At 71.2% G+C, this 15,791-nt stretch carries 15 protein-coding genes; 1 reads left to right on the top strand and 14 read right to left on the bottom strand.

What is annotated here, in order from left to right; all coding sequences use genetic code 11:
- Positions 1-12: 12 nt before the first annotated feature.
- From nuoK to ACSUPR_RS13130, 13 genes are all read right to left on the bottom strand, one after another.
- Entirely contained in the window at positions 13-312 is a 300-nt protein-coding gene (gene nuoK / locus ACSUPR_RS13070; RefSeq protein WP_220563458.1) for an NADH-quinone oxidoreductase subunit NuoK, read from the bottom strand.
- A complete protein-coding gene (locus tag ACSUPR_RS13075; RefSeq protein ID WP_436891564.1) occupies positions 300-1,247 on the bottom strand; it encodes an NADH-quinone oxidoreductase subunit J in 948 nt (315 codons plus the stop codon). Before ACSUPR_RS13075 ends, nuoK begins: the two co-directional genes overlap by 13 nt.
- Complete coding sequence (gene nuoI, locus ACSUPR_RS13080; protein WP_436891565.1) at positions 1,244-1,795, bottom strand: NADH-quinone oxidoreductase subunit NuoI; 552 nt, start codon at positions 1,793-1,795, stop codon at positions 1,244-1,246. Before nuoI ends, ACSUPR_RS13075 begins: the two co-directional genes overlap by 4 nt.
- Positions 1,788-3,155 carry an NADH-quinone oxidoreductase subunit NuoH gene (gene nuoH / locus ACSUPR_RS13085; protein ID WP_436891566.1) on the bottom strand — a complete coding sequence of 456 codons (1,368 nt, stop codon included), beginning with the start codon at positions 3,153-3,155 and terminating at the stop codon, positions 1,788-1,790. Before nuoH ends, nuoI begins: the two co-directional genes overlap by 8 nt.
- A complete protein-coding gene (locus ACSUPR_RS13090) occupies positions 3,152-5,611 on the bottom strand; it encodes an NADH-quinone oxidoreductase subunit G (protein ID WP_436891567.1) in 2,460 nt (819 codons plus the stop codon). Before ACSUPR_RS13090 ends, nuoH begins: the two co-directional genes overlap by 4 nt.
- Entirely contained in the window at positions 5,608-6,927 is a 1,320-nt protein-coding gene (nuoF, locus tag ACSUPR_RS13095; RefSeq protein WP_436891568.1) for an NADH-quinone oxidoreductase subunit NuoF, read from the bottom strand. The genes ACSUPR_RS13090 and nuoF overlap by 4 nt, the downstream gene beginning before the upstream one ends.
- Entirely contained in the window at positions 6,924-7,637 is a 714-nt protein-coding gene (nuoE, locus tag ACSUPR_RS13100) for an NADH-quinone oxidoreductase subunit NuoE (RefSeq protein WP_436891993.1), read from the bottom strand. Before nuoE ends, nuoF begins: the two co-directional genes overlap by 4 nt.
- Positions 7,638-7,675: 38 nt before the next feature.
- Entirely contained in the window at positions 7,676-8,971 is a 1,296-nt protein-coding gene (locus ACSUPR_RS13105; RefSeq protein ID WP_436891569.1) for an NADH-quinone oxidoreductase subunit D, read from the bottom strand.
- Positions 8,972-9,077: 106 nt separating this feature from the next.
- A complete protein-coding gene (locus ACSUPR_RS13110) occupies positions 9,078-9,818 on the bottom strand; it encodes an NADH-quinone oxidoreductase subunit C (RefSeq protein WP_436891570.1) in 741 nt (246 codons plus the stop codon).
- Between the two features lies 1 nt (position 9,819).
- Entirely contained in the window at positions 9,820-10,365 is a 546-nt protein-coding gene (locus ACSUPR_RS13115; RefSeq protein WP_073383117.1) for a NuoB/complex I 20 kDa subunit family protein, read from the bottom strand.
- Between the two features lie 64 nt (positions 10,366-10,429).
- Positions 10,430-10,789, bottom strand: a complete 360-nt coding sequence (locus tag ACSUPR_RS13120) for an NADH-quinone oxidoreductase subunit A (RefSeq protein WP_436891571.1) — start codon at positions 10,787-10,789, stop codon at positions 10,430-10,432.
- 137 nt (positions 10,790-10,926) lie between these two features.
- Positions 10,927-12,243, bottom strand: coding sequence for a geranylgeranyl reductase family protein (locus ACSUPR_RS13125; RefSeq protein ID WP_436891572.1), 1,317 nt, complete (start codon positions 12,241-12,243; stop codon positions 10,927-10,929).
- 506 nt (positions 12,244-12,749) lie between these two features.
- Entirely contained in the window at positions 12,750-13,460 is a 711-nt protein-coding gene (locus ACSUPR_RS13130; RefSeq protein WP_436891573.1) for a demethylmenaquinone methyltransferase, read from the bottom strand.
- Between the two features lie 147 nt (positions 13,461-13,607).
- Between ACSUPR_RS13130 and ACSUPR_RS13135 the strand changes: the two genes are divergently transcribed.
- Positions 13,608-14,870 (top strand): hypothetical protein, encoded by a 1,263-nt coding sequence (locus tag ACSUPR_RS13135; protein ID WP_436891574.1) that lies wholly within the window; start codon positions 13,608-13,610, stop codon positions 14,868-14,870.
- A 277-nt stretch (positions 14,871-15,147) separates the two neighbouring features.
- Here ACSUPR_RS13135 and ACSUPR_RS13140 read toward each other — a convergent pair whose 3' ends face one another.
- On the bottom strand, positions 15,148-15,492 hold the full coding sequence (locus ACSUPR_RS13140) for a DUF4229 domain-containing protein (protein WP_436891575.1): 345 nt from the start codon (positions 15,490-15,492) through the stop codon (positions 15,148-15,150).
- Between the last annotated feature and the right edge of the window lie 299 nt (positions 15,493-15,791).

Here is a 15,791-nt window from a genome sequence, read left to right on the forward strand (position 1 = left end):
CCACGTCGCCTTCTAGTGCTTGAGCAGGTTGGCGTCGTCCAGCGACGCGGACCTGCGGGTTCGGAAGATCTGCATGATGATCGCGAGGCCGACCACCACCTCGGCGGCGGCGACGACCATCACGAAGAAGGCGATGACCTGCCCCTCGATGTCGCCGTGCATGCGGGCGAACGCGACGAACGCCAGGTTGCAGGCGTTGAGCATCAGCTCGACGCACATGAAGACGATGATCGCGTTGCGCCGGATGAGCACGCCGACCGCGCCGATGGTGAACAGCAGCGCCGCGAGGACGATGTAGTTCATCGGGTCCATGTCGACTCCACCTCCTGCCCGTCGCCGTTCTCCTGGGCCTCGTCCGTGGTGCGGGCGTCCGCCCCGTCCGGGTGGTCCCCGGCCCCGGCGGTGGGCCCGCCCTCCTTGGAGCGGGCCGAGTCCGACGCCCCGCCGGGGAGCGGCGGGCGCCCCGCCCGGACGTCCTCGGGCACCCGCGACTGGTACTCGGGGTCGCGGGCGGTGAGCACCGGGTTGAGCGAGAGCCGGGCGACCTGGCCGTCCGGCAGCAGCGCGGGCATGTCGATCGCGTTGTGCCGGGCGTAGGTCCCGGGCCCGGGCAGCGGGGTCGGGTGGTCGCCGCGGATGCGGTCCTCGGAGATCTCCCGCTGGGTGCGCCGCTTCCTGGTGCGGCCGGTGTGGGCCAGCACCAGGGCGCCCAGGACCGCGGTGACCAGCAGCGCGGCGGTGGCCTCGAAGGCGACCACGTAGCGCAGCAGCAGCTCCCCGGCGATCCAGGGGATGCTGCCGCCCGCGGCGGCGGTCCCGGCGGCCAGGCCGACCGGGTCGCCCACGGAGATGCGGGCGACACCGGTGGCCAGGGCGCCGACGAAGCACAGGGCGACGACCGCGGTGAGCAGCCGCTGCCCGCTCAGGGTCTCCTTGAGGGAGTCCGCGGAGCTGACGCCGATGAGCATCAGCACGAACAGGAACAGCATGAGGACCGCGCCGGTGTAGACGACGATCTGCACGACCATGAGGAAGGGGGCGGCGTTGATCCCGTAGAAGATCGCCAGGCCCACCATGGTCAGCGCCATGGACATGGCCGAGTGGACGGCCTTGCGCGAGAACACGACGCCCAGGGCGCCGAGCAGGACCACGGCGCCCAGGATCCAGAAGGCCGAGGCCTCCCCGCCGCCGATGGGGGCGGCGAGGTGCGGTCCGTAGGAGGGGGAGAAGAGGCCGGCGGAGGTCATCGGACCGCCTCCGTGCCCTCGTGGCGCCCGTCCTGGGTGCCGTGCTGGCCGCGGCCGGTGGCGTAGTAGTCCAGGTCGGACTCGCCCAGGCGCATGGGGTGCGGCGGCGCCTCCATGCCCTCCTTGAGGGGGGCCAGGAGCTGTTCCTTGGTCCAGATCAGGCTCTGCCTGTTGTCGTCGGCGAGCTCGTACTCGTTGGTCATGGTGAGGGCGCGCGTCGGGCACGCCTCCACGCACAGCCCGCACAGGATGCAGCGCAGGTAGTTGATCTGGTAGACCCGCCCGTAGCGCTCGCCGGGCGAGTAGCGGTCGTCGTCGGTGTTGTCACCGGCTTCGACGTAGATGGCGTCGGCGGGGCAGGCCCAGGCGCACAGTTCGCACCCGATGCACTTCTCCAGCCCGTCCGCCCACCTGTTCAGCTGGTGCCGTCCGTGGAAGCGCGGCGCCGTGGGGCGCTTGACCTCCGGGTACTCGACGGTCGGCACCTTCTTGAACATGGTGTGGAAGGTGACGCCGAAACCCTTGACGGGATTGAGCCAATCAAGCACCGGTGACCTCCCCCTTCTGCTTGACGCGTTGGGTCGCGGAGGCGGCCGCCGTCCGCGGCGGTTCGGCGAGCACGCTGCTGCCGTAGTGCGGTGCGGTGCTCGGTGGCACCGGGAACCCGCCGAAGGCGGAGTCCTCGTGGGCGCGGCGGTTGTTCTCGGCGCGCTGCGCGGCCTCCTCGGCCCGTTCGCGGCGCACCGCGCGGAGCCAGGCGTAGAACGCGAGGAGGGTGGCCGCGGTGAAGGCCGCGACGACCGCCCCGATGACGACCGGGGAGGCGCCGTCCAGGACGAGCATCCGCACGACCGCGACGGCGGTGATCCACACCAGCTGGATCGGGATGAGGACCTTCCAGCCGAACTGCATGAGCTGGTCGTAGCGGACCCGGGGCAGGCTGCCGCGCGCCCAGATGAACAGGAACATGACGCCGACGAACTTGAGCAGCCACCACAGGGCGGGCCACCAGCCCTCGTTGGCCCCGGGGAAGGCGGTGCCGATCCCGAAGGGGGCGTACCAGCCGCCGAGGAAGAGCGTGACGGACACGGCCGCGACCGTGCACATGTTCACGTACTCGGCGAGGAAGAACATCGTGAACTTCATGGACCCGTACTCGGTCATGAAGCCGCCGACGATCTCGCCCTCGCCCTCGGCCAGGTCGAACGGGAGCCGGTTGGTCTCACCGACCATCGTGACCAGGTAGATGAGGAACGACGGCAGCAGCAGCACCGCGAACCACAGTCCGCGCTGGGCCTCCACGATCCCGGAGGTGGTGAGCGTGCCGGACATGATGAAGACCGCGACGAACGACAGGCCCATCGCGATCTCGTAGCTGATCACCTGGGCGGAGGCGCGCAGGCCGCCGAGCAGGGCGTAGGGCGACTGGGACGCCCACCCGCCGAGCACGAACCCGTACACCCCCAGCGCCGCGGTGGCCAGGACGACCAGGGCGGCGATGGGCAGGTCGGTGAGCTGGAGCGGGGTGAGGACCCCGAACAGGTTCACCTCGGGCCCGATCGGGATGACCGAGAAGGCGATGAACGCGGGGACCGCGGCGATCACGGGCGCGGCGATGTAGACCAGCCGGTCGACGCCCCGGGGGATCAGGTCCTCCTTGAGGGAGAGCTTGATCCCGTCGAACAGGGACTGGAGCAGACCCCAGGGGCCCATCCGGTTGGGGCCGTGCCGCTGCTGCATGCGGCCCATGACCTTGCGGTCGGCCATGATCATCATCAGGACGCACACCATCAGGAAGACGAAGATGGCGAGCGCCTTGATGGTGGTGATCCACCAAGGGTCGTTGCCGAAGGCGCTGAGCGTCTCCTCCGACGCCAGGTGCGCCACGCTGGTGGCGACGGGGGTCACTGGTGCCTCCCGGCGGTGGTCGGCGCCGACAGCAGGACCGTCTCGCCCGCGCCGCTGCCGAGGTCGCGACGGATGTCGCAGCCCCGCGCGTTGGCCGGGAGCCAGACGACCCGGTCGGCGATGTCGGTGACGACCACGGGAACGGTGACCGAGCCCCGGGTGCCGGTGACGCGGAGCGATCCGCCGTCGGGCACCCCGACCTCGTCGGCCGTGGCCTTGGACAGGTAGGCGCGGGCGGGTCGGGCCGTCCCGGCCAGGAACGGCTCGCCGTCCTCCATCCGCCCGGTCCCCAGGAGCTGGCGCCAGGTGGACAGCAGGGCCTCGCCGGGGCGGGGCCGCGGGACGTCGGCCGGGCGGACGGCGGGACCGGAGGCCCGCTCCCCCGCCCACAGGCCCAGTTCGAGCAGCTCCCGGTAGGCGGTGGCGGAGTCGGGCAGGCCCAGGTGGACGTCCATCTCGTCCGCGATGGCCGCCAGGACCCGCAGGTCGGAGAGGGCTCCGGGGACCTTGAGCGCGTCGCCGAAGGGCCGGTGGCGGCCCTCCCAGTTGACGAAGGTGCCGGATTTCTCGGCGACGGCGGCGACGGGGAACACCACGTCGGCGCGGTCGGTGACCTCGCTCGCCCGCAGCTCCAGGCTGACGACGAACGGCACCCGGGCCAGGGCCGCGCGGGCGGCCTCGGGGTCGGGCAGGTCGTCGAGTTCGACCCCGGCGATGACGAGGGCGTCGAGCTCGCCGCGGGCGGCGGCCTCGAGGATGGCGGCGGTGTCCCGGCCCGGCTCCGTCGGCAGCGAGCCGACGTTCCAGGCGCGGGCGACCTCGGCGCGGGCCGAGGCGTCGGCGACCGGGCGGCCGCCGGGCAGCAGCCCGGGCAGGGCGCCGGCGTCGATGGCGCCGCGCTCCCCGGCCCGGCGCGGGATCCACACCAGGCGGGCGCCGGTGCGGTCGGCCAGCGCCGCGGCGGCGGTGAGCGCCCCGGGGACGGCGGCCAGCCGCTCCCCCGCGATGATGACCGCGCCCTCCGCGCCCAGGGCCTCGACGGCCTCGGGCGCCTCGTCCTCCAGGGCGTTGAGGACGCGGGCCTCCTCGCCGGGCACGGTGCCGATGAGGGTGCCGCCCGTCTTGGTGAGGCCGAGGCTGGCGTGGCCGGCGACGGAGTAGACCTTCAGTCCGCGCTTGCGGTGGCCCTTGCGCAGCCGCAGGAACACCAGGGGCGACTCGTCCTCGGGCTCGAACCCGGCCAGGAGCACGGCCGGCGCCTTCTCCAGGGCGGTGAAGTCCACGCCGATCGGGGTCCCGGCTACGCGGGCGGCCAGGAAGTCGGCCTCCTCCCGCGAGTGGGGACGGGCCCGCATGTCCACGTCGTTGGTGCCCAGGGCGACGCGCGCGAACTTGGCGTAGGCGTAGGCGTCCTCGTAGGTGAGGCGCCCGCCGGCCAGGACGCCGACCCGGCCGCGTGCGGCGGCCAGCCGGGCGGCGGCGATGGAGACCGCCTCGGGCCAGGAGGCGAACTCCAGGGCCCGCGAGTCCTCGTCGCGCACGAGCGGCCGGGAGAGCCGGTCGCCCTGGGTGGTGTAGGCGAACGCCCACCGGCCCTTGTCGCAGTTCCACTCCTCGTTCACCTGCGGGTCGTCGCCGGCCAGGCGGCGGGTGACCTTGCCGCGCCGGTGGTCGGTGCGCTGGGCGCAGCCGTCGGCGCAGTGCTCGCAGACGCTGGGGGTGGAGACCAGGTCGAAGGGGCGGGACCGGAACCGGTAGGCCGCCCCGGTGAGGGCGCCCACCGGGCAGATCTGCACGGTGTTGCCGGAGAAGTAGGAGTTGAACGGCTCGCCCCCGGCGATGCCGACCTGCTCCTGGGCGCCGCGCTCCATCAGCTCGATGAGCGGGTCCCCGGCGATCTGGGCGGCGAACCGGGTGCAGCGGGCGCACTGCACGCAGCGCTCCCGGTCGAGCAGCACCTGGCTGGACAGCGGGATCGGCTTGGGGAAGGTCCGCTTGACGTCGACGAACCGGGTCTCGCCCCGACCGGTGGACATGGCCTGGTTCTGCAGGGGGCACTCGCCGCCCTTGTCGCAGACCGGGCAGTCCAGCGGGTGGTTGATGAGCAGGAACTCCATGATGCCGCGCTGGGCCTTCTCCGCCACCGGGGAGGTGAGGTGGGTGTTGACCACCATCCCCTCCATCACGGTGATGGTGCAGGACGCCTGCGGCTTGGGCATACCGCGCCCGTTGCCCATGTCGGGGATCTCCACCAGGCACTGGCGGCAGGCCCCGACCGGGTCCAGGAGCGGGTGGTCGCAGAAGCGCGGGATCTGGATCCCGAGGAGTTCGGCGGCCCGGATGAGCAGCGTGCCCTTGGGCACCTGGATGCGGAAACCGTCGATGGTGACGGTGACCAGGTCCTCGGGCGGGGGCGCGGGGGCCGCTCCGCCCGGGGTGTTGGAGGTGACGGTCACGGGTTCCCTCCCGTCGTGGTCGGCCGGTCCGCCCAGAGGGTGGACCTGGAGTGGTCGAAGGGGCAGCCGCCCTTCTCCACGTGGTCGATGTACTCCTGGCGGAAGTGCTTGATCGACGACATGACCGGGCTGGTCGCACCGTCGCCGAGGGCGCAGAACGACCGGCCGAGCAGGTTGTCGCAGATGTCCAGGAGCTTGTCGAGGTCGGCCTCGGACCCCTCGCCGCGCTCCAGGCGGTCCAGCACCTGGACCATCCAGTAGTTGCCCTCGCGGCAGGGAGTGCACTTGCCGCAGGACTCGTGTGCGTAGAAGGCGATCCACCGGCCGACGGCGCGGACCACGCAGGTGGTCTCGTCGAAGATCTGGAGCGCCCGGGTGCCGAGCATGGACCCGGCGGCTCCCACCGACTCGAAGTCGAGCGGGGTGTCCAGGTGCTCCTCGGTGAAGATCGGGGTGGAGGATCCCCCCGGTGTCCAGAACTTGAGGCTGTGGCCCTCGCGGATCCCGCCCGCCATGTCGAGCAGTTCGCGCAGCGTGATGCCGAGCGGGGCCTCGTACTGGCCGGGCCGGGTGACGTGCCCGGACAGGGAGAAGAAGCCGAACCCGGCGGACTTCTCGGTGCCCATCGAGGTGAACCACTCGGCGCCGCCCAGCACGATGCTGGGGACGCTGGCGATGGACTCGACGTTGTTCACCACCGTCGGCGAGGCGTAGAGCCCGGCGACGGCGGGGAACGGCGGCTTGAGCCGGGGCTGGCCCCGGTAGCCCTCGAGGGAGTCCAGCAGGGCGGTCTCCTCGCCGCAGATGTAGGCGCCCGCCCCGGCGTGGACGACCACGTCGAGGTCGAAGCCGCTGCCGAGGATGTCCTTGCCCAGCAGCCCGGCGGCGTAGGCGTCGGCGACGGCCTTGCGCAGGCGGCGGATGACGTGGACGACCTCACCGCGCACGTAGATGAACGCCTGGCTCGACCTGATCGCGTAGGAGGCGATCGCCACGCCCTCGACCAGCGAGTGCGGGTTGGCGAGCATCAGCGGGATGTCCTTGCAGGTCCCCGGCTCGGACTCGTCGGCGTTGACGACGAGGTAGCGGGGGTTGGGGTTGTCGGCGGGCAGGAACCCCCACTTCATGCCGGTGGGGAAGCCGGCGCCGCCGCGCCCGCGCAGGCCGGACTGCTTGACCAGGTCGACGATGGCGTCGGGCTCCATGGCCAGCGCCCTGCTCAGGGCCTGGTAGCCGCCGTCGGCCCGGTAGCCCTCCAGGGTGAAGGAGTCGGGTCGGTCCCAGTTGTGGGACAGGACCGGGGTCAGGGTGGTCACTTGGCCTCCTCCTCACCCTGGGCGGGACGGGGGAGGTCGGCGGGGTCCGGAGCGGTCCAGCCCCTCTCCCTCGCGATCCTCAGGCCGGCGAGCGAGGGGCCCGCGGCCTGCACTCCCTCTCCGGCGCGGCCGTCGTCGAAGCCGGCCAGCACCCGGGAGGCCTGCTTCCAGGTGCACAGGCTCGCCGGGCCGCGGGTGGGCGCGACGTCGTTGCCCAGCCGCAGGTCGTCCACGAGCTTCCTGGCCGAGTCGGGGGTCTGGTTGTCGAAGAACTCCCAGTTGACCATCACGACGGGCGCGAAGTCGCAGGCCGCGTTGCACTCGACGTGCTCGAGCGTGACCTTGCCGTCCCCGGTGGTCTCGTTGTTGCCGACGCCCAGGTGCTCCTTGAGGGCGGCGAAGATCTCGTCCCCGCCCATCACGGCGCACAGGGTGTTGGTGCACACGCCCACCTGGTATTCGCCGCCGGGGCGGCGGCGGTACATGGTGTAGAACGTGGCGACCGCGTTCACCTCCGCCAGGGTGATGCCGAGCTGGTCGGCGCAGAAGCGCATCCCGGCACGGCTGACGTGGCCCTCCTCGGACTGCACCAGGTGCAGCAGCGGGAGGAGCGCCGACCTCGGCTTCGGGTAGCGGCCGATGATCTCCTTGGCGTCCTGCTCCAGGCGCGCGACGACCTCGGCGGGGAACGTTTCGGTCCCCTCCGGGATCGCGGGCGCACCGTGGTCGTGGTCGTGGTCGTGTCCGCTCACCGGTCCACGCCTCCCATCACCGGGTCGATACTGGCCACGGCCGCGATCACGTCCGCCACCGTGCCGCCCTCGCACATGGCGGCGACGGCCTGGAGGTGGGTGAAGGAGGGGTCGCGGAAGTGCACGCGGTAGGGGCGGGTGCCCCCGTCGCTGACCGCGTAGCACCCGAGCTCGCCCTTGGCGCTCTCGACGGCCGCGTAGGCCTGGCCCGCCGGGACCCGGAAGCCCTCGGTGACCAGCTTGAAGTGGTGGATGAGCGCTTCCATGGAGCTGCTCATGATGTGCGCGATGTGGTCGGGCGAGTTGCCCATGCCGTCCGGCCCCAGGGCCAGCTTGGCGGGCCAGCCGATCTTGGCGTCCTCGATCATCACCGGGCCCGGCTCCAGCTTGTCCAGGCACTGTTCGACGATCTTGAGGCTCTCCTCCATCTCGGCGATGCGCACCCGGTAGCGGGCGTAGACGTCGCCTCCGTCGGAGACGGGGATGTCGAACTCGTAGCCCTCGTAGCCGCAGTAGGGCTTGGCCTTGCGCAGGTCGTAGGCCAGGCCCGAGGCCCGCAGCAGCGGGCCGGTGACGCCCAGGGCCATGCAGCCCGGCAGGTTGAGGTAGGCGACGTCCTTGGTGCGGGCCAGGTAGACCGGGTTCTCGTCGAGGAGCTTGCGCATGATCCCGATGCGCCCGGGCATCTCCTTGAGGAGCTCGCGCACCTTGCCGACCGCGCCGGGCGGCAGGTCCTGGGCGACCCCGCCGGGGCGGACGTAGGCGTGGTTCATCCGCAGGCCGGTGACGAGCTCGAAGATGTCCAGGATCATCTCGCGGTCACGGAAGCCGTTGGTCATGACGGTGGTGGCGCCCAGCTCCATGCCGAACGTCGCCATCGCCACGAAGTGCGAGGCCATCCGGTTGAGCTCCATCATCATCACGCGGATGACGTTGGCGCGGTCCGGGATCCGGTCCTCGATGCCCAGCAGCTTCTCGACCGCCAGGCAGTACGCCGTCTCGTTGAAGAGCGGCGTCAGGTAGTCCATGCGGGTGACGAACGTGGTGCCCTGCGTCCACGTCCGGTATTCCATGTTCTTCTCGATGCCCGTGTGCAGGTAGCCGATGGCGACCCGGGCCTCGGTGCAGGTCTCGCCGTCCAGGGTGAGGATGAGGCGGAGCACGCCGTGGGTGGACGGGTGCTGGGGCCCCATGTTGACGACGAGGCGCTCGGCGCTGGTGGCCTGGGCCTTCTCGATGACATCGTCCCAGTCGCCGCCGGAGGCGTCGATGTAGTCCTCGGTGACGGTCATGCCGTGCCTCCCTTCCGGTGGTTGCTGGGCCGGGGAGCCGGTCGGCCGTGGGCCGCCCGTCGGGGGCGGCCGTGGGCGACGGGCGGGCGGTGGGTGACGAGCGGGCTCACGTGTACGACCTCCGCTGGTCGGGCGGGGGCACGGTGGCGCCCCGGTACTCGACGGGGATGCCGCCCAGCGGGTAGTCCTTGCGCTGCGGGTGGCCGTGCCAGTCGTCGGGCATCTGGATGCGGGTGAGCGCCGGGTGGCCGTCGAAGACGATCCCGAAGAAGTCCCAGGCCTCGCGCTCGTGCCAGTCGTTGGTCGGGTAGACCGAGACGACCGACGGGATGTGCCGGTCGGTGTCCGGACAGGTGGTGGTCACCCGGATCGCGCTGTTGTGCGTGATCGATCGGAGCTGGTAGACGGCGTGCAGCTCCCGCCCCACCTGGTCCGGGAAGTGGACGCCGGTCACCCCCAGGCACAGCTCGTAGCGCAGGGACGGGTCGTCGCGCAGGATGCGGAACAGCTCGGGCAGGGACTCGCGGCGCACGTGGAAGGTGAGCTCCCCGCGGGAGACCTCCACCCGCTCCACCACTCCGGCGGAGTCGCCCAGGGCGGCCTCCAGGTCGTCGGCCACCCGGTCGAAGTCGGCGGTGCGCGGGTCGTCCGGGTCGGTGAAGGGCCGCTGCGAGGAGACGGGGGCGCTGCCCCGCACCTGGAGCCGCCCGAACCCGGAGGTGTCCCCGGTGGTGGTCGTGCCGAACATGCCGGTGCGCCTGATCGGCGCGGCCAGGCGCTCCTCGCCCAGCTTGTCGGGGAGGCGCGCGGCCTCCTCGTCTCGTTCGCGCTCTTGGTCGGTGCTCATGTCAGTCCTTGCTCACCAGGGGAAGCGACCGGCGGAGCATGCGCTCCTCGGTCTCGGTGATCTCCTGCTCGCGGTGCGCGCCGAGCTTGGTGTTCTGCACCTTGTCGTGCAGCTTGAGCACCGCGTCCAGGAACATCTCGGGTCGGGGCGGGCAGCCCGGCAGGTAGATGTCGACCGGGACGATGTGGTCCACGCCCTGGACGATCGCGTAGTTGTTGAACATGCCGCCGCTGGAGGCGCACACGCCCATCGCGATGACCCACTTGGGCTCGGGCATCTGGTCGTAGATCTGGCGCAGGACGGGTGCCATCTTCTGGCTCACCCGCCCGGCGACGACCATGAGGTCGGCCTGGCGCGGGGTGGCGCCGAACTTCTCCATGCCGAACCGGGCCAGGTCGTAGTGGGGGCCGCCGACGGCCATCATCTCGATGGCGCAGCAGGCCAGGCCGAACGTCGCGGGCCACATCGAGCTCTTGCGGGCGAGGCCGACGACCTGTTCGACGGTTCCGAGCAGGACGCCGCTGGGCAGTTTCTCTTCGAGTCCCATCAGCTGCGGACCTCCTCCGGACGGGGCTGCGGGGTGCGGACGCGGGGTGCGGGGGGTCGCGGGGTCAGTCCCATTCCAGGCCCCCGCGGCGCCACTCGTAGGCGTAGGCGATGGACACGTTCACCAGGAAGAGGACGATCGCGATCAGCCCGAACCAGCCGAGGGCGTCGAAGTGCACCGCCCAGGGGATGAGGAAGATGATCTCGATGTCGAAGATGATGAACATCATCGCCGTCAGGTAGTACTTGACGGTGAAACGGCCGCCGCCGGCGGGCTGCGGAGTGGGCTCGATGCCGCACTCGTAGGCCTGCATCTTGGCGCGGTTGTAGCGCTTGGGTCCCAGCAGCGCCCCGGCGACCATGGACACCACGACGAACGCGGCGCCGATCCCGCCGAGCACGAAAATCGGTGCGTAGAGCTCCACCGGTCACCCTCCTTCCGGCTGTTCGGCGCGGGCACGGGGCGTCGCGCTTGTGATTGCTTTCACTTGTGCGGGCTCTTCTCTGATCCGTCCCGGCCCCGGTCACGGCTGCGGGCGGCCGCGCCGGGGCGCGGGGCCGCTTACGCCGCGGGGGCGATCCTGGACAGGCCGTTGATGACCCTGTCCATGGCGTCGCCCTGCGTGGGTTCGGTGAGGTTGGCGAGCATCTTCAGCGCGAACTTCATGAGGGTGCGCTGGCGCAGGCCGTACTTGGTGGCGTACTTCATGAACTCGGGCTGGCCGATCATCTTCACGAAGTAGCGGCCCAGCGTGTAGTAGCCGCCGTAGGTGTCGGCGAGGACCTGCGGGTAGCGCAGCAGGGCGCGCTCGCGGGTCTGCTGGGTGGAGCGCCCGTGCGCCTGCACGATCACGTCGGCGGCGATGTTCCCCGCCTCCATGGCGTAGGCGATGCCCTCGCCGTTGAAGGGGTTGACCATGCCCCCCGCGTCGCCCACGAGCATGAGGCCGCGCGAGTAGTGCGGTACGCGGTTGAAGCCCATCGGCAGGGCGGCACCGCGGATCGGGGTGGTCTGGTTCTCCTCGGTGAAGCCCCACTCCGGCGGCATGGAGTCGGTCCAGCGGCGCAGCAGCCTGCGGTAGTCGACGTCCTGGAAGGAGGCGGTGGAGTTGAGGATGCCCAGGCCGACGTTGCTGGTGCCGTCGCCGACGCCGAAGATCCAGCCGTAGCCGGGCAGCAGCACGTCCTTGTCGCCGCTCCTGTCCCACAGCTCCAGCCAGGACTCCAGGAAGTCGTCGTCGTGCCGGGGGCTGGTGAAGTAGGTGCGCACGGCCACGCCCATGGGGCGGTCGTCGCGCTTGCGGATGCCCATGGCGACGGACAGCCGCGAGGAGTTGCCGTCGGCGGCGACGACCAGCGGCGCCCGGAAGGACACGGGCTCGCGGTCGGCGTTCCTGGCGTGGACCCCGACGATGCGGTTGCTGCGCTCGTCCATGAGGGGGCCGGTGACGGTGGTGCGCTCCAGGAGCTTGGCACCCGCGGTGACCGCTCGGTCGACCAGGATCTGGTCGAAGTCGAAGCGGGTGCGCACCAGGCCGAAACCGGGGTAGGCGGCCAGGTCGGGCCAGGGGAGTTCGAGTCGGGCGCCGGCGCCGACGATGCGCAGGCCGTGGTTCTTGACCCAGCCCTCGTCCTCGAAGGTGACACCCATGGCGGTGAGTTGTTTGACCGCCCGGGGGGTGAGGCCGTCGCCGCAGACCTTCTCCCGGGGGAAGGCCGTCTTCTCCAGGAGGAGGACGTCGAGCCCGGCCTGGGCCAGGTAGTAGGCGGTGGTGGAGCCGGACGGTCCGGCGCCGACGACGATGACGTCGGCGTCGTACTCGACTCGGTCCCGGCCTGGGCCTCTGCGGCCGGGAGAGGAGGTGGCTGTCTCGCTCACGGGTGTGTCCTCGACTGCTCGCGCGGGTGCACCGTGGCGGGCCTGTGCGGGGTTCGACCCGCTCACGGGGGGCTGTCCTGTGTCGTGTTCTCTCGGCGTTACGGGGTGTCCGGGCCACGGTCCGGCCGGTGGCTCTGCGTGCCGGAGTCGCGACCAGGCGCTTTGTACGGTTGAGGACTTACGTCATGTCCGACATAGGGCCATGTGTCCCATCCCTCGTGTCCTTGTGAAGCACTTCACAAGCTTCTTTTCGGCAGTCTAGCCCCCTGGGGGCGCGGTTGCGAGCCCCGGGGGGTATACGGAACGAAACATTCTCAATAGCCCCATAGGCACACGAGAGCCACCAAAGCCGCCACAGACTGACAAATAAGCAGCTCATCCCCCTTTTCGTCGCCACACCCGCCACAAGGTGCACAAGAAAAACCCGGGGAACACAGAGTTCCCCGGGTTTTGCGAGCTTTGAAGCTATTCAAGAAGAAGGCAGCCAGATGCGCCTTATGTCGCTTTTACTGCTCCCGGAAGCCACGGTGGAGGGCGACGATCCCGCACGACAGGTTGCGCCAGGCGACCCGGGACCAGCCCGCGTCCTGGAGGTCGCGGGCCAGGTCGGCCTGGGCGGGCCAGGCCATGATCGACTCCGAGAGGTAGTTGTAGGACTCGCCCCTGCCCGACACCAGACCCGCGATCCTGGGCAGCGCGGCCATGAGGTAGGTCGAGTACAGGCGGTCGACGAATTCCACCGGGATATGGCTGAACTCGCAGATCACCACCCGGCCGCCGACCTTGGTGACCCGCAGCAGCTCGCGCAGGGCGCGGTCCACGTCGTTGACGTTGCGCAGGCCGAACGAGATGGTCACCGCGTCGAAGGTCTCGTCGGCGAAGGGCAGGTGCAGCGCGTCGCCCGCGACGAAGGTGACCCCGCCCCGCGAGGCGCCGCCGCGGCGGCGGACCCCCGTGGACAGCATGCCCAGGGAGAAGTCGCAGGCGACCACCCGGGCGCCCTTGCGGATGAAGGACTCCGAGGAGGTACCGGTGCCCGCGGCCAGGTCCAGGACCAGCTCTCCGCTGTGGGCGTCGACGGCGTTGACGGTCGCCCGGCGCCAGGCGCGGTCCTGACCGAGGGAGATGACGTCGTTGACGAGGTCGTAGCGATCGGCGATGCCGTCGAACATCGCCGCGACGTCCTGGGGCTTCTTGTCGAGTTCAGCGCGGGCCATGCCCCAAGCCTACGGCCGCCGGGGCACCGCCGCGCCTCGGGGAGGCCTCACGACCGCACGGACTTGGTTACTCTATGTAATTCGGGCGCGACTCTTTGCAAGAATCGGTCACGTCCTTCCGCATCGCGCGACCGAGGAGAACGACACGTGAAACCGAAGTTCACCGCCCTGGCGCTGGGCCTGGCCCTGCTGGCCCCGATCGGGGTCGCGGCCCCGGCGACGGCGGGCGCCACCGCGCACCGGTCCGTGGTGGACGAACGGCCGGTCCGGTGGACCCCGCACGTACTGGACGGGGCGGTCAAGGACATCGTCCGGGTCGGGGACGCCGTCATCGTCGCCGGGAGCTTCGACAGGGTCGCCGAGGCCGACGGGGGGCGCACCCACGAACTGCGCAACATCTTCGCGTTCGAGCACGGCACCGGGCGGATCATCCGCGGGTTCTCCCCCCGGGTGGACGGGACCGTCACCTCGGTGGTCCCCGGGCCGGACGGCACGGTGGTCATCGGCGGGGACTTCCGGAGCGTCAACAACACCCCGGCCCGCGGACTGGCCCGGATGCGGCTCCACGACGGGTCGCGGGTCGCGGCGTTCACCGCGACGCTGGACGGCGGCTCCACCTACCGGCTGGCCACCGACGGCGGGTGGCTGTACGTCGGCGGTTCCTTCCCGGGGATCGGCGGGACGGCGCGGCAGGGCATCGCCCGGCTGGACCCGACCACGGGGGCGGTGGACACCGGGTTCGCGCCGCGCCTCTCCGAGCACCGCCGCGGCGAGCTCCGGGTGCAGGAGCTGGCCCTGAGCCCGGACGGGCGGCGGCTGGCGATCAACGGCACGTTCACCAAGGTGGACGGGCAGGACCGGTACCAGATCGCCATGCTGGACACCGCGACCGGGAAGCCGACCCGGTGGTCCACCGACGTGTTCGAGGCGCAGTGCGACTACTCCGCCATGTACACCTACATGCGGCAGATGGACTTCGCACCGGACGGCTCGTACTTCGCACTGGTGACGGCGGGCGGACCGCAGGTCAAGCCGGGGCTGTGCAAGGCGGTGGTGCGGTTCGAGAACACCGACACGCCCGACGCGGAGCCCACCTGGGTCAACAAGACCGGCGGGGACTCGCTGTACTCGGTCGAGGTCACCGGGGCCGCGGTGTACGCGGGCGGCCACCAGCGCTGGATGGACAACGAGCACGGGGCGCTCAACCCGGGCCCTGGCTCGGTCGCCCGCGAGGGCATCGCCGCCGTGGACCCGCGCACCGGCCGCGCCCTGGCCTGGAACCCGGGCCGCTCCCGGGGCCACGGCGTGGAGGCCCTGTACGCCACCTCCGACGGCCTGTACGTGGGCAGCGACACCGAGCGCCTGGCCGGCGAGTACCACGCCCGCCTGGGCATGTTCCCCATCGGCTGACGGAGGGGCCGGGCCGGGGCCCGGGGAGCCCGTTCCCGCGGCCCCGTGCACACGGGCCCGGCCGCCTCCGGAGAGGCGGGCCCCCGCCCCGGACCGCGGCCCCCGAGGCCTGTTCTTCGGACGCCGTCCTGCTCCGCGGGGGTATGTGAGGCGCCGGCGGGGTTCGGCAGGCCCGGAGGGGGTGTCCGGGGGACGGGGACGTCCCCGTGGGGCCGAGGGCTCCCGCCTCCCGGGGACGCCGAACGCGAACCGGAGCGGAGGTTCAAAAAAGCACGGCCTAGGAGTCCTTGGGTGCGGCCGCCGGGGTCTCCTCGGCCTTCCCGGCCGCCGGGGCCTCCTCGGCCGGGGCGCCCCCGGGGGCCTCCTGGAGGTGGTCCTCGCGGGCGGCGCCGCCGTCGAGGCGGTCGGTCACCAGGGAGCCGCGGTTCCTCTCGATCCGGTCGACCACGGAGGCCGACATCCGGTCGCGCAGCGAGGACAGCAGCACGTAGGACGCCAGTCCGCTGACCAGCCAGGCGAGGATGAGGGCCATCCACGAGCGGGCGCCGAACAGGTACACCACTCCGAACGCCGCCAGGAACAGTCCTACGCGGGCGGCGGTATAGGGCAGCCAGCTACGCATCGAAAAGCCTCACAACAGACGATTACCTGGACTAGATTGGTCGCTACGCCCATCAGCGCACGAGACGACCGGTCCGCCATCGCGGTTCCCGGGGGCCGGCCTCTCGACGAGGCCGGTGTCGGCGCACCCATGTGCTCCCACCTCCAGGTTAAGGGTGGGGGTCAGGGAGTGCGCACGGGGTCGGGGTGTGTCCCTCCGCGGGGGTGATCGGGCCCCTGGCCTGGATTCAGATAGTCATGGGATGTTTCCAATCCCGACAGCAGGGCCCGAACATCACGTTCCGGTCACATATCCCGTAC

It is taken from the genome of Nocardiopsis dassonvillei (genome assembly GCF_964273065.1).
GTDB classification, from domain to species: Bacteria; Actinomycetota; Actinomycetes; order Streptosporangiales; family Streptosporangiaceae; genus Nocardiopsis; species Nocardiopsis dassonvillei_B.